Annotated in this window: 12 protein-coding genes; 7 read left to right on the plus strand and 5 right to left on the minus strand. The window is 65.4% G+C overall.

Annotated features, from left to right (window positions below; genetic code table 11):
* Positions 1-178 precede the first annotated feature (178 nt).
* Together HMPREF3174_RS06560 and mgtE are read right to left on the minus strand one after the other, a co-directional pair.
* Positions 179-532 (minus strand): META domain-containing protein, encoded by a 354-nt coding sequence (locus HMPREF3174_RS06560; RefSeq protein ID WP_062611962.1) that lies wholly within the window; start codon positions 530-532, stop codon positions 179-181.
* A gap of 69 nt (positions 533-601) precedes the next feature.
* Positions 602-1,954 carry a magnesium transporter gene (gene mgtE, locus HMPREF3174_RS06565; RefSeq protein WP_068538455.1) on the minus strand — a complete coding sequence of 451 codons (1,353 nt, stop codon included), beginning with the start codon at positions 1,952-1,954 and terminating at the stop codon, positions 602-604.
* 365 nt (positions 1,955-2,319) lie between these two features.
* Here mgtE and HMPREF3174_RS06570 point away from each other — a divergent pair, with 365 nt between their 5' ends.
* The 6 genes from HMPREF3174_RS06570 (at position 2,320) to HMPREF3174_RS06595 (ending at position 8,193) form a co-directional block, all read left to right on the plus strand.
* On the plus strand, positions 2,320-3,273 hold the full coding sequence (locus HMPREF3174_RS06570) for an aldo/keto reductase (protein ID WP_068538454.1): 954 nt from the start codon (positions 2,320-2,322) through the stop codon (positions 3,271-3,273).
* Positions 3,274-3,436: 163 nt separating this feature from the next.
* On the plus strand, positions 3,437-4,996 hold the full coding sequence (tig, locus tag HMPREF3174_RS06575; RefSeq protein ID WP_062611967.1) for a trigger factor: 1,560 nt from the start codon (positions 3,437-3,439) through the stop codon (positions 4,994-4,996).
* A gap of 157 nt (positions 4,997-5,153) precedes the next feature.
* On the plus strand, positions 5,154-5,804 hold the full coding sequence (locus tag HMPREF3174_RS06580; protein WP_371258050.1) for an ATP-dependent Clp protease proteolytic subunit: 651 nt from the start codon (positions 5,154-5,156) through the stop codon (positions 5,802-5,804).
* Between the two features lie 7 nt (positions 5,805-5,811).
* Positions 5,812-6,483, plus strand: coding sequence for an ATP-dependent Clp protease proteolytic subunit (locus HMPREF3174_RS06585; protein ID WP_070448272.1), 672 nt, complete (start codon positions 5,812-5,814; stop codon positions 6,481-6,483).
* A gap of 124 nt (positions 6,484-6,607) precedes the next feature.
* Positions 6,608-7,873 carry an ATP-dependent Clp protease ATP-binding subunit ClpX gene (gene clpX / locus HMPREF3174_RS06590; protein WP_070448273.1) on the plus strand — a complete coding sequence of 422 codons (1,266 nt, stop codon included), beginning with the start codon at positions 6,608-6,610 and terminating at the stop codon, positions 7,871-7,873.
* Between the two features lie 23 nt (positions 7,874-7,896).
* Positions 7,897-8,193, plus strand: coding sequence for a chorismate mutase (locus tag HMPREF3174_RS06595; RefSeq protein ID WP_062611972.1), 297 nt, complete (start codon positions 7,897-7,899; stop codon positions 8,191-8,193).
* Positions 8,194-8,263: 70 nt separating this feature from the next.
* On the opposite strand, the gene HMPREF3174_RS06600 is transcribed toward HMPREF3174_RS06595, so the two are convergent.
* A complete protein-coding gene (locus HMPREF3174_RS06600; protein WP_070445458.1) occupies positions 8,264-10,090 on the minus strand; it encodes an AMP-dependent synthetase/ligase in 1,827 nt (608 codons plus the stop codon).
* A 103-nt stretch (positions 10,091-10,193) separates the two neighbouring features.
* Positions 10,194-12,824, minus strand: coding sequence for a valine--tRNA ligase (gene valS, locus HMPREF3174_RS06605; RefSeq protein ID WP_062611975.1), 2,631 nt, complete (start codon positions 12,822-12,824; stop codon positions 10,194-10,196).
* Positions 12,825-12,905: 81 nt separating this feature from the next.
* On the opposite strand from valS, the gene HMPREF3174_RS06610 reads away from it, so the two are divergent.
* Positions 12,906-13,439, plus strand: coding sequence for a coenzyme F420-0:L-glutamate ligase (locus tag HMPREF3174_RS06610; protein WP_062611978.1), 534 nt, complete (start codon positions 12,906-12,908; stop codon positions 13,437-13,439).
* An 18-nt stretch (positions 13,440-13,457) separates the two neighbouring features.
* On the opposite strand, the gene proC is transcribed toward HMPREF3174_RS06610, so the two are convergent.
* Positions 13,458-14,258, minus strand: coding sequence for a pyrroline-5-carboxylate reductase (proC, locus tag HMPREF3174_RS06615; RefSeq protein WP_068538449.1), 801 nt, complete (start codon positions 14,256-14,258; stop codon positions 13,458-13,460).
* Between the last annotated feature and the right edge of the window lie 86 nt (positions 14,259-14,344).

The raw sequence follows: 14,344 nt of genomic DNA on the forward strand, positions 1-14,344 counted from the left end.
ACACGGTGGGTGGTAGCCTAGGCTGCCACCCACCGGCACGCCGGCCTATCAGTGCGGCCCCGGAATCTCCGGGGCCGCACCCATGTCTGGCGGCCAGCCCGACACAACTCGTAAATATACCGGCTACCGATTCCTATACGCCCCTGGCACACCTCTGGTTCACGAGTTCCGCCGACCGCTATCTGTGGAGTGTGCCGATGGCTTCCCCAGCGTCGTTGTAGACCGACATCTCGTCGCCGTCCACGGTCGCACTCGACACGTCTGCGAGCCACGTGTCCACGCCCTCGCAGTACTTGAGCGTGGCGAATACCTCGGTGAACTGGATCTTATCCGCCGCCGCGCTCCAGTGGCCGCCCATGTCGTTGCAGCCGTCGCTACCGGAGAGGGTGCCGTCGTCAGCCAACTCGAGGTAGACGGCCTCGTTCTCGGCGTCCGTCCACGTGCCGACTGCCGAGGCGCCGCCTTGCGTCGAACAGCCCGCCATCAGCAGTGCCGCGCCGATGATGAATCCCAGCCTGCGTCCTCGCCTCATCGTGATCTCCTTCCGTCAAGCTACCCGAATACTACCCGCCGATTGTCTCACGCTTGAGTTCCCGGAGTGTTAGAGCCCCAGCACCGCCTTCGCGATGAGGAAGTAGACGATCAGGCCGCTGGCGTCCACGAACGTGGAGATGAACGGGTTGGAGAACACGGCCGGATCCACGCCCAGCTTTTTGGCGATCATGGGCATGACGCCGCCGATGCTCGCCGCGATCGTACAGATGCCAAGGAGCGTGAGCCCGATCGTGATGCCGATCGATACCCCGAAGATCGCGCCCGTGATGAGGGCCCCGAGCGTGCCGAGTAGCGCGCCGAGCGTGAGCCCTACGGAGAATTCGCGGCCGAGCACCCGCACCAGGTCCGAGTTGCCGACGTCGCCGAGCGCGATCGCGCGCGTCACCGTGGTGGCCGCCTGGTTGCCTGTGTTGCCGCCCGTGCCGATCAATAGCGGCACGAACAGGGCCAGGGCCGTGACTTGCGCGAGCGTTGCCTCGAAGAGGGAGAGCACGTGGACCGTGAGCGTGGCGCCGATCGCCAGGACGAGCAGCCACACGATGCGCGAACGCACGAGTGAACGCACCGGCGTGGAAAAATAGGGCCGCCCGAGGGGCTCCACACCGCCGGAGAGGGCCGTGTCTTCGGTCTCGGCGTGCTCGATGATGCGGCCGGCGTCGTCAACTGTGAGAATACCGAGCAGGCGCCCCTCCCGGTCAACGATCGGCATGGCGAGCAGGCGAAGCTCGATGCACAGGCGCGCGGTTTCCTCCGCGGAGGCGTAGGCGCTCGCGGGGTGGACGGTGGACATGAGGTCGCCGATCTTGTCCTCCGTCTTCGCGCCCAACAGCTGACGCAGGCCGACGACGCCGACCACGCGCCGCGCGTCGTCAACCACCGGGATCGTGTAGACCGTTTCGGCGTCTTCGAGGTGATTCTGGATCCGCGCGAGGGTCTCGCCCGCGGTGTATGTTTCGCGGGTGGAGACGACGTGCGGAGACATGCGCCGGCCGATCGAATCCTTCGGGTAGCCGAGCAGGTTGGTGGTGTGGCGGCGCTTCTCGCCGGAGAGGCCCTGGAGGAGGCGGGTGGAGAGGTTGGCGGGGAGCTCGTCGAGGAGGAGGGCGCGGTCGTCGGGGTCAAGGCCGTCGAAGATCTCCACGACTTCCTTGTTTTGCAATCCCTTGATGAGGTCGGACTGCTGGCGCGGTCTCAGGATGTCGAAGACGGCGGTCGCGCGATCCTTGGGCAGGAGCCGGTAGAAGATGGGCTGCTGGTCTTCGGGAAGGCGCTCGAGGATGTCGGCGGTCTGGGCGGGGCTGGCGGGGGAGATGTGTGCGATGACTTTGGCGAACTCGCCGGTGGAGAGCTCGGGCTGGATGGTCTCAAGGACAGTGGTGACATCAACGTGACGGGTCATGGTGATTCCTAACTGTGGGCCAACATTGGCTCAATTCACCACGCCCTCTGGTGCCATAAGCGCGCAATTTAGGCGCGCATGGGCAGGCGGCCGCCTGGCAGGGAGGGCGTGGTCTTCCATCGGTGACGAGAACTGTCACTGTTCACGGGTCCTCACCTCACTTTCAGCGGTCGGCAATAGGCGCCCTCCAGTGTAGTCACTATTGTGGCGCCTTGCTATCGCGCAGGTCGCACCTCACAGCGTTGGCTCACGACGCCGAAGCCCCAGTCGCGTCCGCGGTGCGGGCTTCGCTGTCAGCCATGAACGTCGAAACTTGTCGGAGGCCGCCCGTAGACTGGTGGGAAAGCTGATCAAGTGGAGGAATCATGGAATACAGGCGGATGGGCGAATCCGGACTGACGGTCTCGGTGCTCGGTTACGGAGCGAACAACCTGGGCCGGGCGGGGACGATGAGCGAGGACGCGAAGGGTGCGGCCGCCGTCGTGAACGCGGCACTGGACGCCGGGATCACGTATTTTGATTCGGCCAATGTCTATGGAAAGCGGACGGGTCTGTCCGAGGAGCTGCTGGGTAAGGCGCTTGGCACGCGGCGCGATGAGGCCGTGATCGCCACGAAGTTCGGCATGCGGCTGAAGGAAGATGTGCCGCACAGTGCGCGCGGCTCGCGCCGCTACATGCTCGCCCGGCTGGAGGATTCGCTGCGCCGGCTCGGTACCGACTACATCGACCTGTATTACTACCATTCGCCCGACCCGCTCACGCCCCTGGAAGAGACCGTGGACGCGCTGGAGGGGGCGGTGGACGCGGGTAAGATCCGTTACTACGCCGTGTCCAACATGGCCGGCTGGCAGACGGCGGCCACCGCGGAGCTCGCTAGCCGCGGCAAGCTCGTGGCCACCCAGAACCACTACAACCTCATAGACCGGCGCGCCGAGCAGGAGATCCTGCCCGCGGCCCGCTACTACGGCCTGGGCGTGGTGCCCTACTTCCCTCTGGCAGCCGGGCTGCTGACGGGCAAGTACACCGACAGCGCGCCCGAGGGTGGGCGGCTAAAGGCGGGCGACCCCAAGCTCGAGGCGGCTGACATGGACCAGCTGCGCCGCTTCCGCGGTTTTTGCGACGAGCGGGGGCTGGCCCAGGCCGACGTCGCTATTGCGTGGCTTGCTCACCAGGAGCCGGTGGCCTCCATCATCGCCGGGGCCACCAAGCCCGAGCAGATCGAGTCGAACGCGAAGGCCGTGAGCCTCACGCTGTCTGACGCGGACCTGGCGGCCCTCGACCAGATCTTCCCGCCGGCCACCAAGGTGGCGCTGTTTTAGGCCGAACGCGCAAAGGGCGCGGAAACGCGCCAGTTTGTGGTTCCTTTCATGGCGAGGAATGAGGGGAAGAGCGCGCCGGTGAACTATGATGAACGGTGGTGTGTGCCATGGGCACACGTGTAGCTATAAATGGACGTATCGTCCCTAACTCGAGTGGAGTACTGTGAAGCAGATCGTAGAGAACATCAGCGAGACCCGCGCCAAGCTGAGCGTGGAGGTCCCTGCCGAGGAATTTGACGCGGATTACGACAAGGCCGCCAAGGAGCTGTCCAAGCAGGTGTCGATCCCCGGCTTCCGTGCGGGTAAGGCGCCGCGCCGCGTGGTCGAGTCCAAGATTGGCCGCGGCTACATCATCGAGCAGGCCATCAACGACAACCTGGACAAGTACTACCAGGTCGCCGTCAAGGAGACCGGAATCGTCCCGATGTCGCGCCCCGAGGTGGAGATCAACGAGGTCCCGGAGATGAAGGGCAAGGATGACACGTCGGCCCTGAAGTTCACGGTTGAGGTGGACATCCGCCCGGAGATCTGGATGCCGAACCCGGCCGACTTCACGGTGGAGGTCCCGGCGGTTGAGGTCACGGACGCGGACGTGGAGGCCGAGCTCGAGGCCCTGCGCGAGCGCTTCGCTACCCTCACCACGGTCGACCGCCCGGCCGCTGAGGGCGACTACGTCAACATCGACCTCGTGGCCAAGATCGGCGAGGAGGAGGTGGACGACGTCGCTGGCGTGTCCTACCGCATCGGTGACGGCAACATGCTCGAGGGCCAGGACGCGGCGCTCACCGGCGCCACCGCCGACTCCACGGTCGAGTTCACCGCCAAGCTTGCTGGCGGCGAGCACGAGGGCGAAGAGGCCGAGGTGACTATCACGGTTCACTCGGTCAAGGAGTCCGTGCTTCCCGACGCCGACGACGACTTCGCGCAGATTGCCTCCGAGTTTGACACGATCGCCGAGCTCAAGGATTCGTTGCGTGAGACCGCGCAGAAGACCAAGGCCGACTCCCAGCTTTCGGGCGCCTACCAGGCTCTGGTTGACCAGCTTATCGAGGCCTCCGACTTCCCACTGCCCGAGGGCACGATCGAGGAGGAGATCGCCAACCACCTGCGCAGCGAGGGTAAGGAGGAAGGCGACCCGCACGGCGAAGAGGTCCGCGGTGAGATCGAGGAGTCGCTGCGCTCCCAGCTCCTGCTCGACACGTACGCCCAGGCGTTCAAGGTCAATGTGGGCCAGGAAGAGCTGGTTGAGTTCCTGGTGACCCAGGCCCAGATGTACGGCATGGACCCGAACCAGTTCATCCAGGCCGCCGTCTCCACCGGCCAGCTCAACGCCTTCGCTGGCGAGCTCGCCCGTAACAAGGCGATCATGGCTGCCCTGCGCCTCGCCCAGGTCAAGGACGCGAACGGCAACGCGGTGGACGTGGACGCGATCCTTGGCGATCGCCCGGAGAACGAGGTGGTCCCCGAGTTCACTGCCAAGCCCGCCAAGAAGGCCCCGGCCAAGGCTGCGAAGGCCGAAAAGGCTGACAAGGCTGAGAAGAAGGCCAAGAAGGCGGAAGCTCCGGCGGCTGAGAACGCTGGCGCGTTCGATCCGGCCGAGCACAAGGTGGACGAGGTCCTGGCCTACGTTGAGGGCGCGGATGATGCCGAAAAGGCCCGCGTGCTCGAAGCCGAGAAGAACGGCAAGGCTCGCAAGACCCTCATCTCTAAGCTCGAGGCTTAAGCCAAACGTGGGGGCGGGAGCGGCGGTGGCTGCTCCCGCCCCTTCCTATGTGCCAACAGCGAAAAGTCGGTGCTTCGGGAATGGCCGGGCGCGGGGGAGTCGTTAGGATCGATTGAGAAAAACGCGCCGCCACGGGCGCGCAGTACTACATCCGCCCATGGGGCGAAGGAGGGGCGTCATGCCACAATCAGGTGGGGCAGGCCAAGGCCTTGCGCTTGGAGATTCGATTTTTAATCGGCTCCTAAAGGAAAGGATCATCTGGCTGGGTGATCAGGTGACGGACGAGCTTGCGAACATGATTTCCGCCCAGCTCCTGCTGCTGGCCGCCGAGGATCCGGATAAGGACATCTACCTCTACATCAACTCGCCGGGCGGCTCCGTCACGGCGGGCATGGCGATCTTTGACACGATGCAGTACATCAAGCCCGATGTGGCGACCGTGGGCATGGGCCTGGCGGCGTCGATGGGCCAGTTCCTGCTGACGGCGGGGGCGAAGGGCAAGCGCTACATCACCCCGCACACTCGCGTCCTCATGCACCAGCCGCTTGGCGGCGTGCAGGGCACGGCCACCGAGATCCGCATCAACGCTGACCTCATTCTCCAGATGAAGGAAGAGCTCTCGGCGCTGAACGCGAAGCACACCGGCAAGTCGGTGGAGCAGATCCTCGAGGATTCTGACCGGGATCGCTGGTTCACCGCCCAGGAGGCACTCGAGTACGGGTTCGTTGACCACATTATCGAAAGCTCGTCGGCCGTGGTTGGCGGCGGTGGCGTGGACCGCGGGGCCTCTACCGAGTCGGATAACTAAGGAGCGCATGATGCACGGACTTTCCCTTTCTTCCCAGCTCGCTGGGGGCACGGCACCGCAGATGCCGTCCAATCGCTATGTCCTGCCCAGCTTTGAGGAGCGCACGCCCTATGGATACAAGCGCCAGGACCCGTACGCGAAGCTGTTTGAGGATCGCATCATCTTCCTCGGCGTGCAGGTGGATGACGCCTCGGCTGACGATGTCATGGCCCAGCTCCTCGTCCTGGAGTCCCAGGATCCGGAGTCGCCGATCACGATGTACATCAATTCCCCGGGCGGCTCGTTCACGGCACTGACCGCGATCTACGACACGATGCAGTACGTCAAGCCCGAAATCCAGACGGTGTGCCTGGGCCAGGCGGCCTCCGCCGCAGCCGTCCTGCTGGCCGGCGGATCGCCGGGCCGCCGCCTCGCGCTGCCGAACGCCCGCGTGCTCATCCACGAGCCGGCGATGCAAGGCGCCCAGGGCCAGGCCTCGGACATCGCGATCATTGCCGAGGAGATGGACCGCATGAACCAGTGGCTGATCGATCCCCTCGCCCGCCACACGGGCCAGGATGCGGCCACGATCGAGAAGGACATCTCACGCGACAAGATCCTCACGGCCGAGCAGGCTAAGGATTACGGCATCGTTGATCAGGTGCTGGTCTCCCGCAAGGTCACGCGCCAGGACGGCTAGGCGGGCCGATCGTTACGGACGGGGGTGGTGCACTGCGCCGCCCCCGTCAATTCATGGCGCGCCACACTGGAGATGTGGGCCTTTTTAGTGTGGAATTGAGGGGATAGAGGAAAGAGGTTGCACGATGACTCGTACCGCAGACGCGGCCGACATGCTCAAGTGTTCGTTTTGCCAAAAGAGCCAGCGCCAGGTCCGTAAGCTGATCACGGGCTCGGGCGTCTATATCTGCAACGAGTGCATTGAGCTGTGCAATGAGATCATCGCCGAGGAGTTCGGCAATTCGGAGGAGGGCGCCCAGCAACAGGCGGACCTGCCCACCCCGCGCGAGATTAATGACTTCCTCAACGAGTACGTGATCGGCCAGGATGCGGCCAAGCGCACGCTTGCCGTCGCCGTCTACAACCATTACAAGCGCATCCGCTCCCTGTCCTCCGTGCCGGAGTCGAAGAAGGATGACCACGTCGAGATCGGCAAGTCCAACATTCTTCTTATTGGCCCCACGGGCACGGGCAAGACGTATCTGGCGCAGACTCTGGCGAAGATCCTCAACGTGCCCTTCGCGATTGCCGACGCCACGGCGTTGACCGAGGCGGGGTACGTGGGTGAGGACGTGGAGAACATCCTGCTCAAGCTCATCCAGGCCGCCGACGGCGACGTGGCGCGTGCCGAGCAGGGCATCATTTACATTGACGAGATCGATAAGATTTCGCGCAAGTCGGAAAACCCCTCGATCACCCGCGACGTGTCCGGGGAGGGCGTGCAGCAGGCGTTGCTGAAGATCATTGAGGGCACGGTGGCGGCGGTGCCGCCGCAGGGCGGGCGCAAGCACCCCCAGCAGGAGTTCATCGAGATCGACACGTCGAACGTACTGTTCATCGTGGCGGGCGCGTTCGCCGGTATGGAGGACATCGTCTCCTCGCGCACGGGCAAGCGCGGCATCGGCTTTGGCTCAGCGCTGCATGAGGCGGAGGAGGCCGGGGCGCTGCTGCGCCAGACCACGCCGGAGGACCTGCACAAGTTTGGCCTCATCCCCGAGCTTGTGGGCCGGCTTCCGGTGCTCGCCACGGTCAACGACCTGACGGTGGCCGACCTCGTCCAGATCCTCACCACCCCGCGCAACGCGCTGGTCAAGCAGTACCAGAAGATGTTCGAGCTCGACGGGGTCAAGCTCGAGTTTACGGACGACGCCGTGGCGAAGATCGCGGCCGAGGCGATCGAACGCGGAACGGGTGCGCGCGGCCTTCGCTCCATCATGGAGAACATCCTGCGCGAGCTCATGTTTGATATCCCTTCGCGCGACGACGTGGAGAAGGTCCTCATCGACTCCGACGTGGTGGACGGCACGGGGGAGGCCCTGGTGGTCACTAGCCGGAAGAACAGGACAGCGTAGGGCCTGGAGACGAAGGAGTAGCCATGGATATCCCGGAACAGCTGGGCGTCTACCGCAAGACGATCGACAACCTTGACGCCGCGCTCGTCCATATCCTCGCCGAACGGTTCCGGTGCACGCAGCAGGTGGGCCTGCTCAAGGCCGAGCACAACCTGCCGCCTTCGGACACGGAGCGGGAAAAGCGCCAAGTGGAGCGCCTGCGGCGACTGGCCGAGGAGGCGGACCTCGATCCGGTGTTCGCCGAGAAATTCCTCAAGTTCATCGTGGCCGAGGTCATCCGCCACCACGAGCGGATCGCGGCCGAAAAGAAGGATGCCTAAGAAACTTCCACGCTGCGAAATAGACGGCGGCGGGCTTGTCAGCCCGCCGCCGCTTCAGTTCCCTGGGGTTCTACTTGGTGTAGATCTCCGCGATCGCCGCGTCAAAATCGCGAATGACCGCGGTGCGCTTGACCTTGAGCGACGGGGTTAGGTAGCCGTTTTCCACCGTGAAGTCGCCGGGCAGGATCTTGAACTTGCGGATCGATTCGGCGCGCGAGACGTGTTCGTTCGTGCGCTTGACCGCGCGGTCGATCGCGGCGACAACCTGCGGGTCGTTGATCGCCTCGGTCACCGACATCGCCGGAAGGCCACGGTTGGACAGCCACTGCGGCAGCGCCTCGGCGTCGAGGGTGACGAGGGCGGCGATGAACGGCTTTTGGTCGCCGACCACCACCACCTGGGAGATGAGCGGGTGGGAACGCAGGCGGTCTTCCAGTTCAGCCGGGGCCACGTTTTTGCCCCCCGCGGTGACGATCAGCTCCTTCTTGCGCCCGGTCACCCACACGAACTCTTCCTCGTCCACGCGCCCGATGTCGCCCGTGCGGAACCAGCCGTCCTCCGTGAAGGCCGCGGCGGTGGCCTCAGGGTTGTTGTGGTAGCTCTTGAAGATGTGGTCGCCCTTGACGAGGATCTCCCCGTCTTCTGCCGCCTTAACGTAGCAGCCCGGGTAGGCCGGGCCCACTGAACCGAGGCGGGACTTGTTCACGCGGTTGACCGTGGTGGGGGCGGCCGTTTCGGACAGCCCGTAGCCCTCGAGCACCTGGATGCCGGCGCCCGTGAAGAAGGCCGCCAGCCGGTTGCCGAGCGGGGCGCCGCCGGAGATCGCGTACTTGACCTTACCGCCCATGATCTCGCGCAGCTTGGAGTAGACGAGCTTGTCGAAGAAACGCTGCTGGGCCTTGAGCTGGGCCGACGGGCCGTCCGGGGTCTCGAGTGCACGGGCGTAGGCGATTGCTACCTTCGCCGCGGTGCGGAACATCTTAAGCTTGACGCCCTTGCCCGCCTTCGCGTCTGCTGCGTTGTAGATCTTTTCAAAGACGCGCGGCACGGCGAGCACGTAGGTGGGCTTGAAAGACTGCATGTCCGCCACCAGGTTGCGCGTGTCCGGGCTGTAGCCGATCTCGGTGCCCGCGTAGAGCGCGAGCACGTTGATGAAGCGGGCGAAGACGTGCGCCATCGGAAGGAAGAGGAGGGTGCGGGAACCCTTGCGGGCCACGATGTCCATTAGGCCCTCGTCCACCGGGCCGTTGATGACCACGTGCAGAAGGTTGCGGTGGGTGAGCACCACACCCTTCGGCCGGCCCGTGGTGCCCGACGTGTAAATGATCGTCCACACATCATCGGCCGCCTGTGTGTCGATGCGGCGGTCGATCTCGTCGTCGTCGTGAAGAGAGCCCAGTGCGGAGATGCGGCCCTGGGCGTCGTCGGCCATGACAAAGATCTTCTCCAGTATGTCCCCGCCCAGCAGCGGGCTCATCATGGTCTCCATCGCCTGGTTCTCGACGACGGCGAACCGGCAGCCGGCGTCGTTAATGATCCACTCGGCCTGGTCGAGCACGGAGGTTTCGTAGATCGGCACGGCGTAGCCGCCCGCGAACTGGATCGCCAAATCAAACAGGGACCACTGGTCGGAGGTGTGCGACATGATTGCCACGCGATCGCCGGGCTTCAGGCCGAGGGCGATGAAGCCGCGCGCAAGGGCCCGAATCTCGTCGTAGAACTGCGACCAGGCCACCCCGATCCACTGGTTGCCCATCGTGGACTTGCGGTAGAAGGCCGTCTTCTTCGGCATCTCCAGTGCACGACGCCGAATCAGCGCGGGCACGGTCATCTGGTCCGTGACTTCCATCTTACCGGGGACGAACGACACGCCCTCTTCTTCGATGTATTCGCTCACCGAATCTCCTTCGTCTTGACGCTAAAGCTACGGTACCGTAACCGAAATACAAAGTGACGGATATCAGGCTTACCCAGCCATGATATCCGCCACTAGGGTCGTGTTAGGCGACAAATTCGAAGGAGGTCACCTCCGGTTCAGCCACGTCGGCCTCGATGATGGTCAGATCGCCTTTCACATGCGCGGCTGCGACCAGCTCGGCGCGCACCAGTTCCACCGACTCGGCCGTGCCCGCAGGGATCTGGAGCGTGACGGCGGCGAATGCCGTGCGCTGGGAAACCTTCTGCTCGGACTTAACCTTGCGCAGCGCGGCGAGCGCGGAACCTGCCAGGCCTACGAGCTCCGGATTGCCCTCGGCCGCGAGCGCCTCGGGTGTGGGCCAGGAGGCGCGATGGACAGAACCCTCGCGGTACCAGGACCACACCTCTTCCGTGGCGTAGGGCAGTACCGGGGCCAGCAGGCGCAGGAACGTGTCGACCGTCAAATTGAGCGCCACACGCGCCGAACGCACCCGGTTGGCCTGCTCGGCATCCGCGTAGGCGCCGTCGCGATCGTAGGCGCGATCCTTCACGAGCTCCAGGTAGTCATCGCAGAACGTCCAGAAGCAGGTCTCGGTCAGCTCCAGGGCCCGCGTGTGGTCGTAGGACTCGAGCGCGGCGGTGGCCCGCTCGACGACGCCGGAAACCATCGCCAGCATCGCGCGGTCGAGCGGCTCGATGACGGCGGAAAGGTCGAGGTCAACGGTGCCCTCGCCGCCCATGCCAAGCGCGAACTTCGAGGCATTGAGGACCTTCATTGCCAGGCGGCGGCCGATCTTCATCTGCTGCTCGTCGAACGCCGCGTCGGTGCCGAGGCGGGCGGAGGCCGCCCAGTAGCGCACCGCGTCCGAGCCGTGCGACTCCAGTAGGCCCATCGGGGTGACCACATTGCCCTTCGACTTCGACATCTTCTTCCGGTCCGGATCGAGGATCCAGCCCGAGATCGCCGCGTGCTTCCACGGCAGGCCGCCGAACTCAAGGTGGGCGCGCACCACCGTGGAAAACAGCCACGTGCGGATGATGTCCTGGCCCTGCGGGCGCAGGTCCATCGGGTAGACCTGGCTAAACAGCTTCTCGTCCGTCAGCCAGCCGCCCGCCACTTGCGGCGACATCGAGGAGGTGGCCCACGTGTCCATGATGTCCACCTCGCCCACGAAGCCGCCCGGCTCCCCGCGCTGGGACTCGTCGAATCCTGGGGGAGTGTCCGACGACGGGTCGACCGGGAGCATGTCCTCGGTGGGAAGCAGAACCGAATCATAGTCGACGTCGCCCGCCTCGCTTACCCGGTACCACACGGGAAGCGGCACGCCGAAGAAACGTTGGCGGGAAATTAGCCAGTCGGTGTTGAGGCCCTCCACCCAGTTGTTGTAGCGCACCTTCATGAAGTCGGGGTGGAAGTGCAGCTGCTCGCCGCGCTCGAGCAGGTTCTCGCGCAGCTCCTTGCCGTTCGCATCCTCGTAGGACCGGCCGCCGTTGCGGATATACCACTGGCGGGAGGGGACAATCTCTAGCGGTTTGTCGCCCTTCTCGAAGAAGTTCGTCATGCGGGTGGTGGGCTTGGGCTCGCCGATCATCTCGCCCGTCTCGGCAAGCTTCTCCACCAAAACTTTGCGGGCGGTGAATGTGGTGGCGCCCGCCATCGCCGCGAAGACCTCGCGGCCCTGGCCCGTGGTGATCCACCCCGGGGTCTCGCGCACGAGCCGCCCGTCCTTGCCGAGCACCGTGCGCATCGGCAGGCCCAGCTCGCGCCACCACTGCACGTCGGTCAGGTCGCCGAACGTACAGCACATGACGATGCCCGAACCCTTGTCAATCTCCGCCATCGGGTGGGGCAGGATCGGCACCTCCACACCGAAAACCGGGGTGGTCGCCGTCTTGCCAAACAAGTGCTGGTAGCGCTCGTCGTCGGGATGGGCGATGATGGCCACGCACGCGGGCAACAGCTCGGGGCGGGTGGTCTCGATCGTCACGTCCCCGTCCGGCGTATGGAACTGCAACGAATGGTAGGCGCCAGGGTACTCGCGCGCCTCCAGCTCTGCCTGGGCCACCGCGGTTTGGAACGTGACGTCCCACAGGCCCGGTGCCTGCGCCTGGTAGGCCTCCCCGCGCTGGACGTTGCGGATGAAGGCGGCCTGCGCCACCTTCTGGGCCTTCATGCCGATCGTCTGGTAGTTCTGCTTCCAATCCACCGACAGGCCCAGGTAACGCCACAGCGCCTCGAACTGCTTCTCGTCATCCTCGGTCAGCTTCCAGCACAGCTCAATGAAGTTGCGCCGCGAGATCGGCTTCTGGTCCGCGTACTTGATCGACTTGCCGTCCCCGCCGTCGTGCGGGGGCACGAAGCCCTCCTCGTACGGCAACGACGGATCGCAACGCACGCCGTAATAGTTCTGTACGCGGCGCTCGGTGGGCAGGCCGTTGTCGTCCCAGCCCATCGGGTAGAACACGTTCATGCCGCGCATGCGCTTGTAGCGGGCGAGCACGTCCGTGTGCGTGTAAGAAAAGACGTGACCCACGTGCAGCGAGCCCGATACCGTGGGCGGCGGGGTGTCGATCGAGTAGACCGCCTCCCGGGTGGTCTCCGTGTCAAAGGAGTACGTGCCCTCCTCGTCCCAGGCCTTGCCCCAACGGCTTTCGAGGCCGTCCAAGCTCGCCTTGGCCGGCACGTGGGCGGATGTGCGCAGTGTTTCAGTCATGTCCACATTCTTTCACGATCGACAAGGCCCGGTCACGTTCGGCGGTGTGAGGTTAGGCGGCGGGAACGCTATAGTTCGGGCATGACTTCACTGCAGGCCGTGGCCGTGCCCGGTATCCCGACTCTCACCAGCGGCGACGACGTCGCCGCCGTCATCGCGCCCCACCTGGCGGCGCTGACGTGGCCTGATGCCTCCGTTGGCCTGCGCGGGGACGACATCGTGGTGATCGCCGGCAAGATCGTGGCCAAAGCCCAGGGACGCTGGCACCGGGCGGGCGAGGATCCCGACGGCTTCCGCACCCGCGCCGGCATCCCCGATCAGCTCGGGCTCAAGGCGCCGGTCGACGTCAAGCGCGAGGCGGGCCAGATCCGTCGCGGGCTCGCCGCGCGCTTCGGTGGGCGCCCGGGCGTCATCATCTCCGGCTCGGGCAGGAGCTGCGAGCCGGGCAGGGGCGTGCTCGATATCGCCCTCGCCGCCGCCGGCATCGACGCGAAGCGACAAGGTGGGGAGGCAGTCATCGACGCCGTGGCCGCGGCCGCAGGGGTGATGATCGCGCCGGACTGCCCGGTCGTCGTCGTGCGCGGGGTGGCCGACGTGCTGACGTGGGAGGACTAGCCGGAAAAGTCCGGGGCGCTAGGCCTGGCCGAGCTCGCGGTCGCGGGCGATGGCGGCGTTGACGGCGTCAATGACGGCCGGGGTAAAGCCCGAGGCCTCCATGGCGATCAGGCCCGCGATCGTGGTGCCGCCCGGGGAGGTGACCTGGTCGCGCAACTCGGAGGGCGTGTGCGTGCCGAGCTGGTCGAGCACGAGGTGCGCCGAGCCGAGCACCGCCTGGGCCGCGATCCGCCGCGCCTCATCCAGGCGCATGCCCGCCGCGAGAGCGCCGCGGGCGAGGGCGTCGATGTAGGTGTACGTCCAGGCCGGCGAGCACCCGGCGATGGCGGAGAACGCGGCGAAGTCCTTCTCGGCGATGCGGGCGGTGAGGCCCACGGCGGCGAAGATCTTCTCGACCTGGGCTAGCTGGGCCTCGCTCACGCCCTCGCCCGCACACAGCGCGCTCATCCCGGCACCGATCTGGCTGTTAACATTCGGCATCACGCGGACGATGGGGGAGCCGGCCGGGGCGTGGGCGGCGAGCGTGTCCAGGCTCAGGCCCGCGGCCACCGACACAATGACCTTGCCCGCGGGCTCGCCCAGCTCGGCCAGGACGCCGGGGACCATGTGGGGCTTGACGGCGAGGATCACCGTGTCGGCGCCCTCGTAGACCTCGCGCGCAGTGGCAGCGAAACACGCCCCGGTCTCGGCGGCCTGAGCGCGCCCCGCCTTCGCGTTTGCGCGGGTGAAAATCACATTTTCTGCTTCGACGACGCCGGCGGTGAGCACCCCGCGCAAAATCGCCCCGCCCATGTTGCCAGTTCCAATAAATCCGAGCATAAAAACCTCCCGTTCCTCCCTCGCAGATTACTACGGATAGCCGTCGCCGGCAGGGCACCGACCTACGGGTTGACACCGGTGAGAAT

Source organism: Trueperella sp. HMSC08H06 (assembly GCF_001808465.1).
GTDB lineage: Bacteria > Actinomycetota > Actinomycetes > Actinomycetales > Actinomycetaceae > Trueperella > Trueperella bernardiae.

Coding starts and splice junctions, on each gene's coding strand:
- clpX (WP_070448273.1), top strand. CDS start 6,608: ATGACTCGTACCGCAGACGCGGCCGACATGCTCAAGTGTTCGTTTTGC.
- HMPREF3174_RS06610 (WP_062611978.1), top strand. CDS start 12,906: ATGACTTCACTGCAGGCCGTGGCCGTGCCCGGTATCCCGACTCTCACC.
- HMPREF3174_RS06585 (WP_070448272.1), top strand. CDS start 5,812: ATGATGCACGGACTTTCCCTTTCTTCCCAGCTCGCTGGGGGCACGGCA.
- HMPREF3174_RS06570 (WP_068538454.1), top strand. CDS start 2,320: ATGGAATACAGGCGGATGGGCGAATCCGGACTGACGGTCTCGGTGCTC.
- HMPREF3174_RS06560 (WP_062611962.1), bottom strand. CDS start 532: ATGAGGCGAGGACGCAGGCTGGGATTCATCATCGGCGCGGCACTGCTG.
- HMPREF3174_RS06595 (WP_062611972.1), top strand. CDS start 7,897: ATGGATATCCCGGAACAGCTGGGCGTCTACCGCAAGACGATCGACAAC.
- proC (WP_068538449.1), bottom strand. CDS start 14,258: ATGCTCGGATTTATTGGAACTGGCAACATGGGCGGGGCGATTTTGCGC.
- mgtE (WP_068538455.1), bottom strand. CDS start 1,954: ATGACCCGTCACGTTGATGTCACCACTGTCCTTGAGACCATCCAGCCC.
- HMPREF3174_RS06580 (WP_371258050.1), top strand. CDS start 5,154: ATGGGGCGAAGGAGGGGCGTCATGCCACAATCAGGTGGGGCAGGCCAA.
- valS (WP_062611975.1), bottom strand. CDS start 12,824: ATGACTGAAACACTGCGCACATCCGCCCACGTGCCGGCCAAGGCGAGC.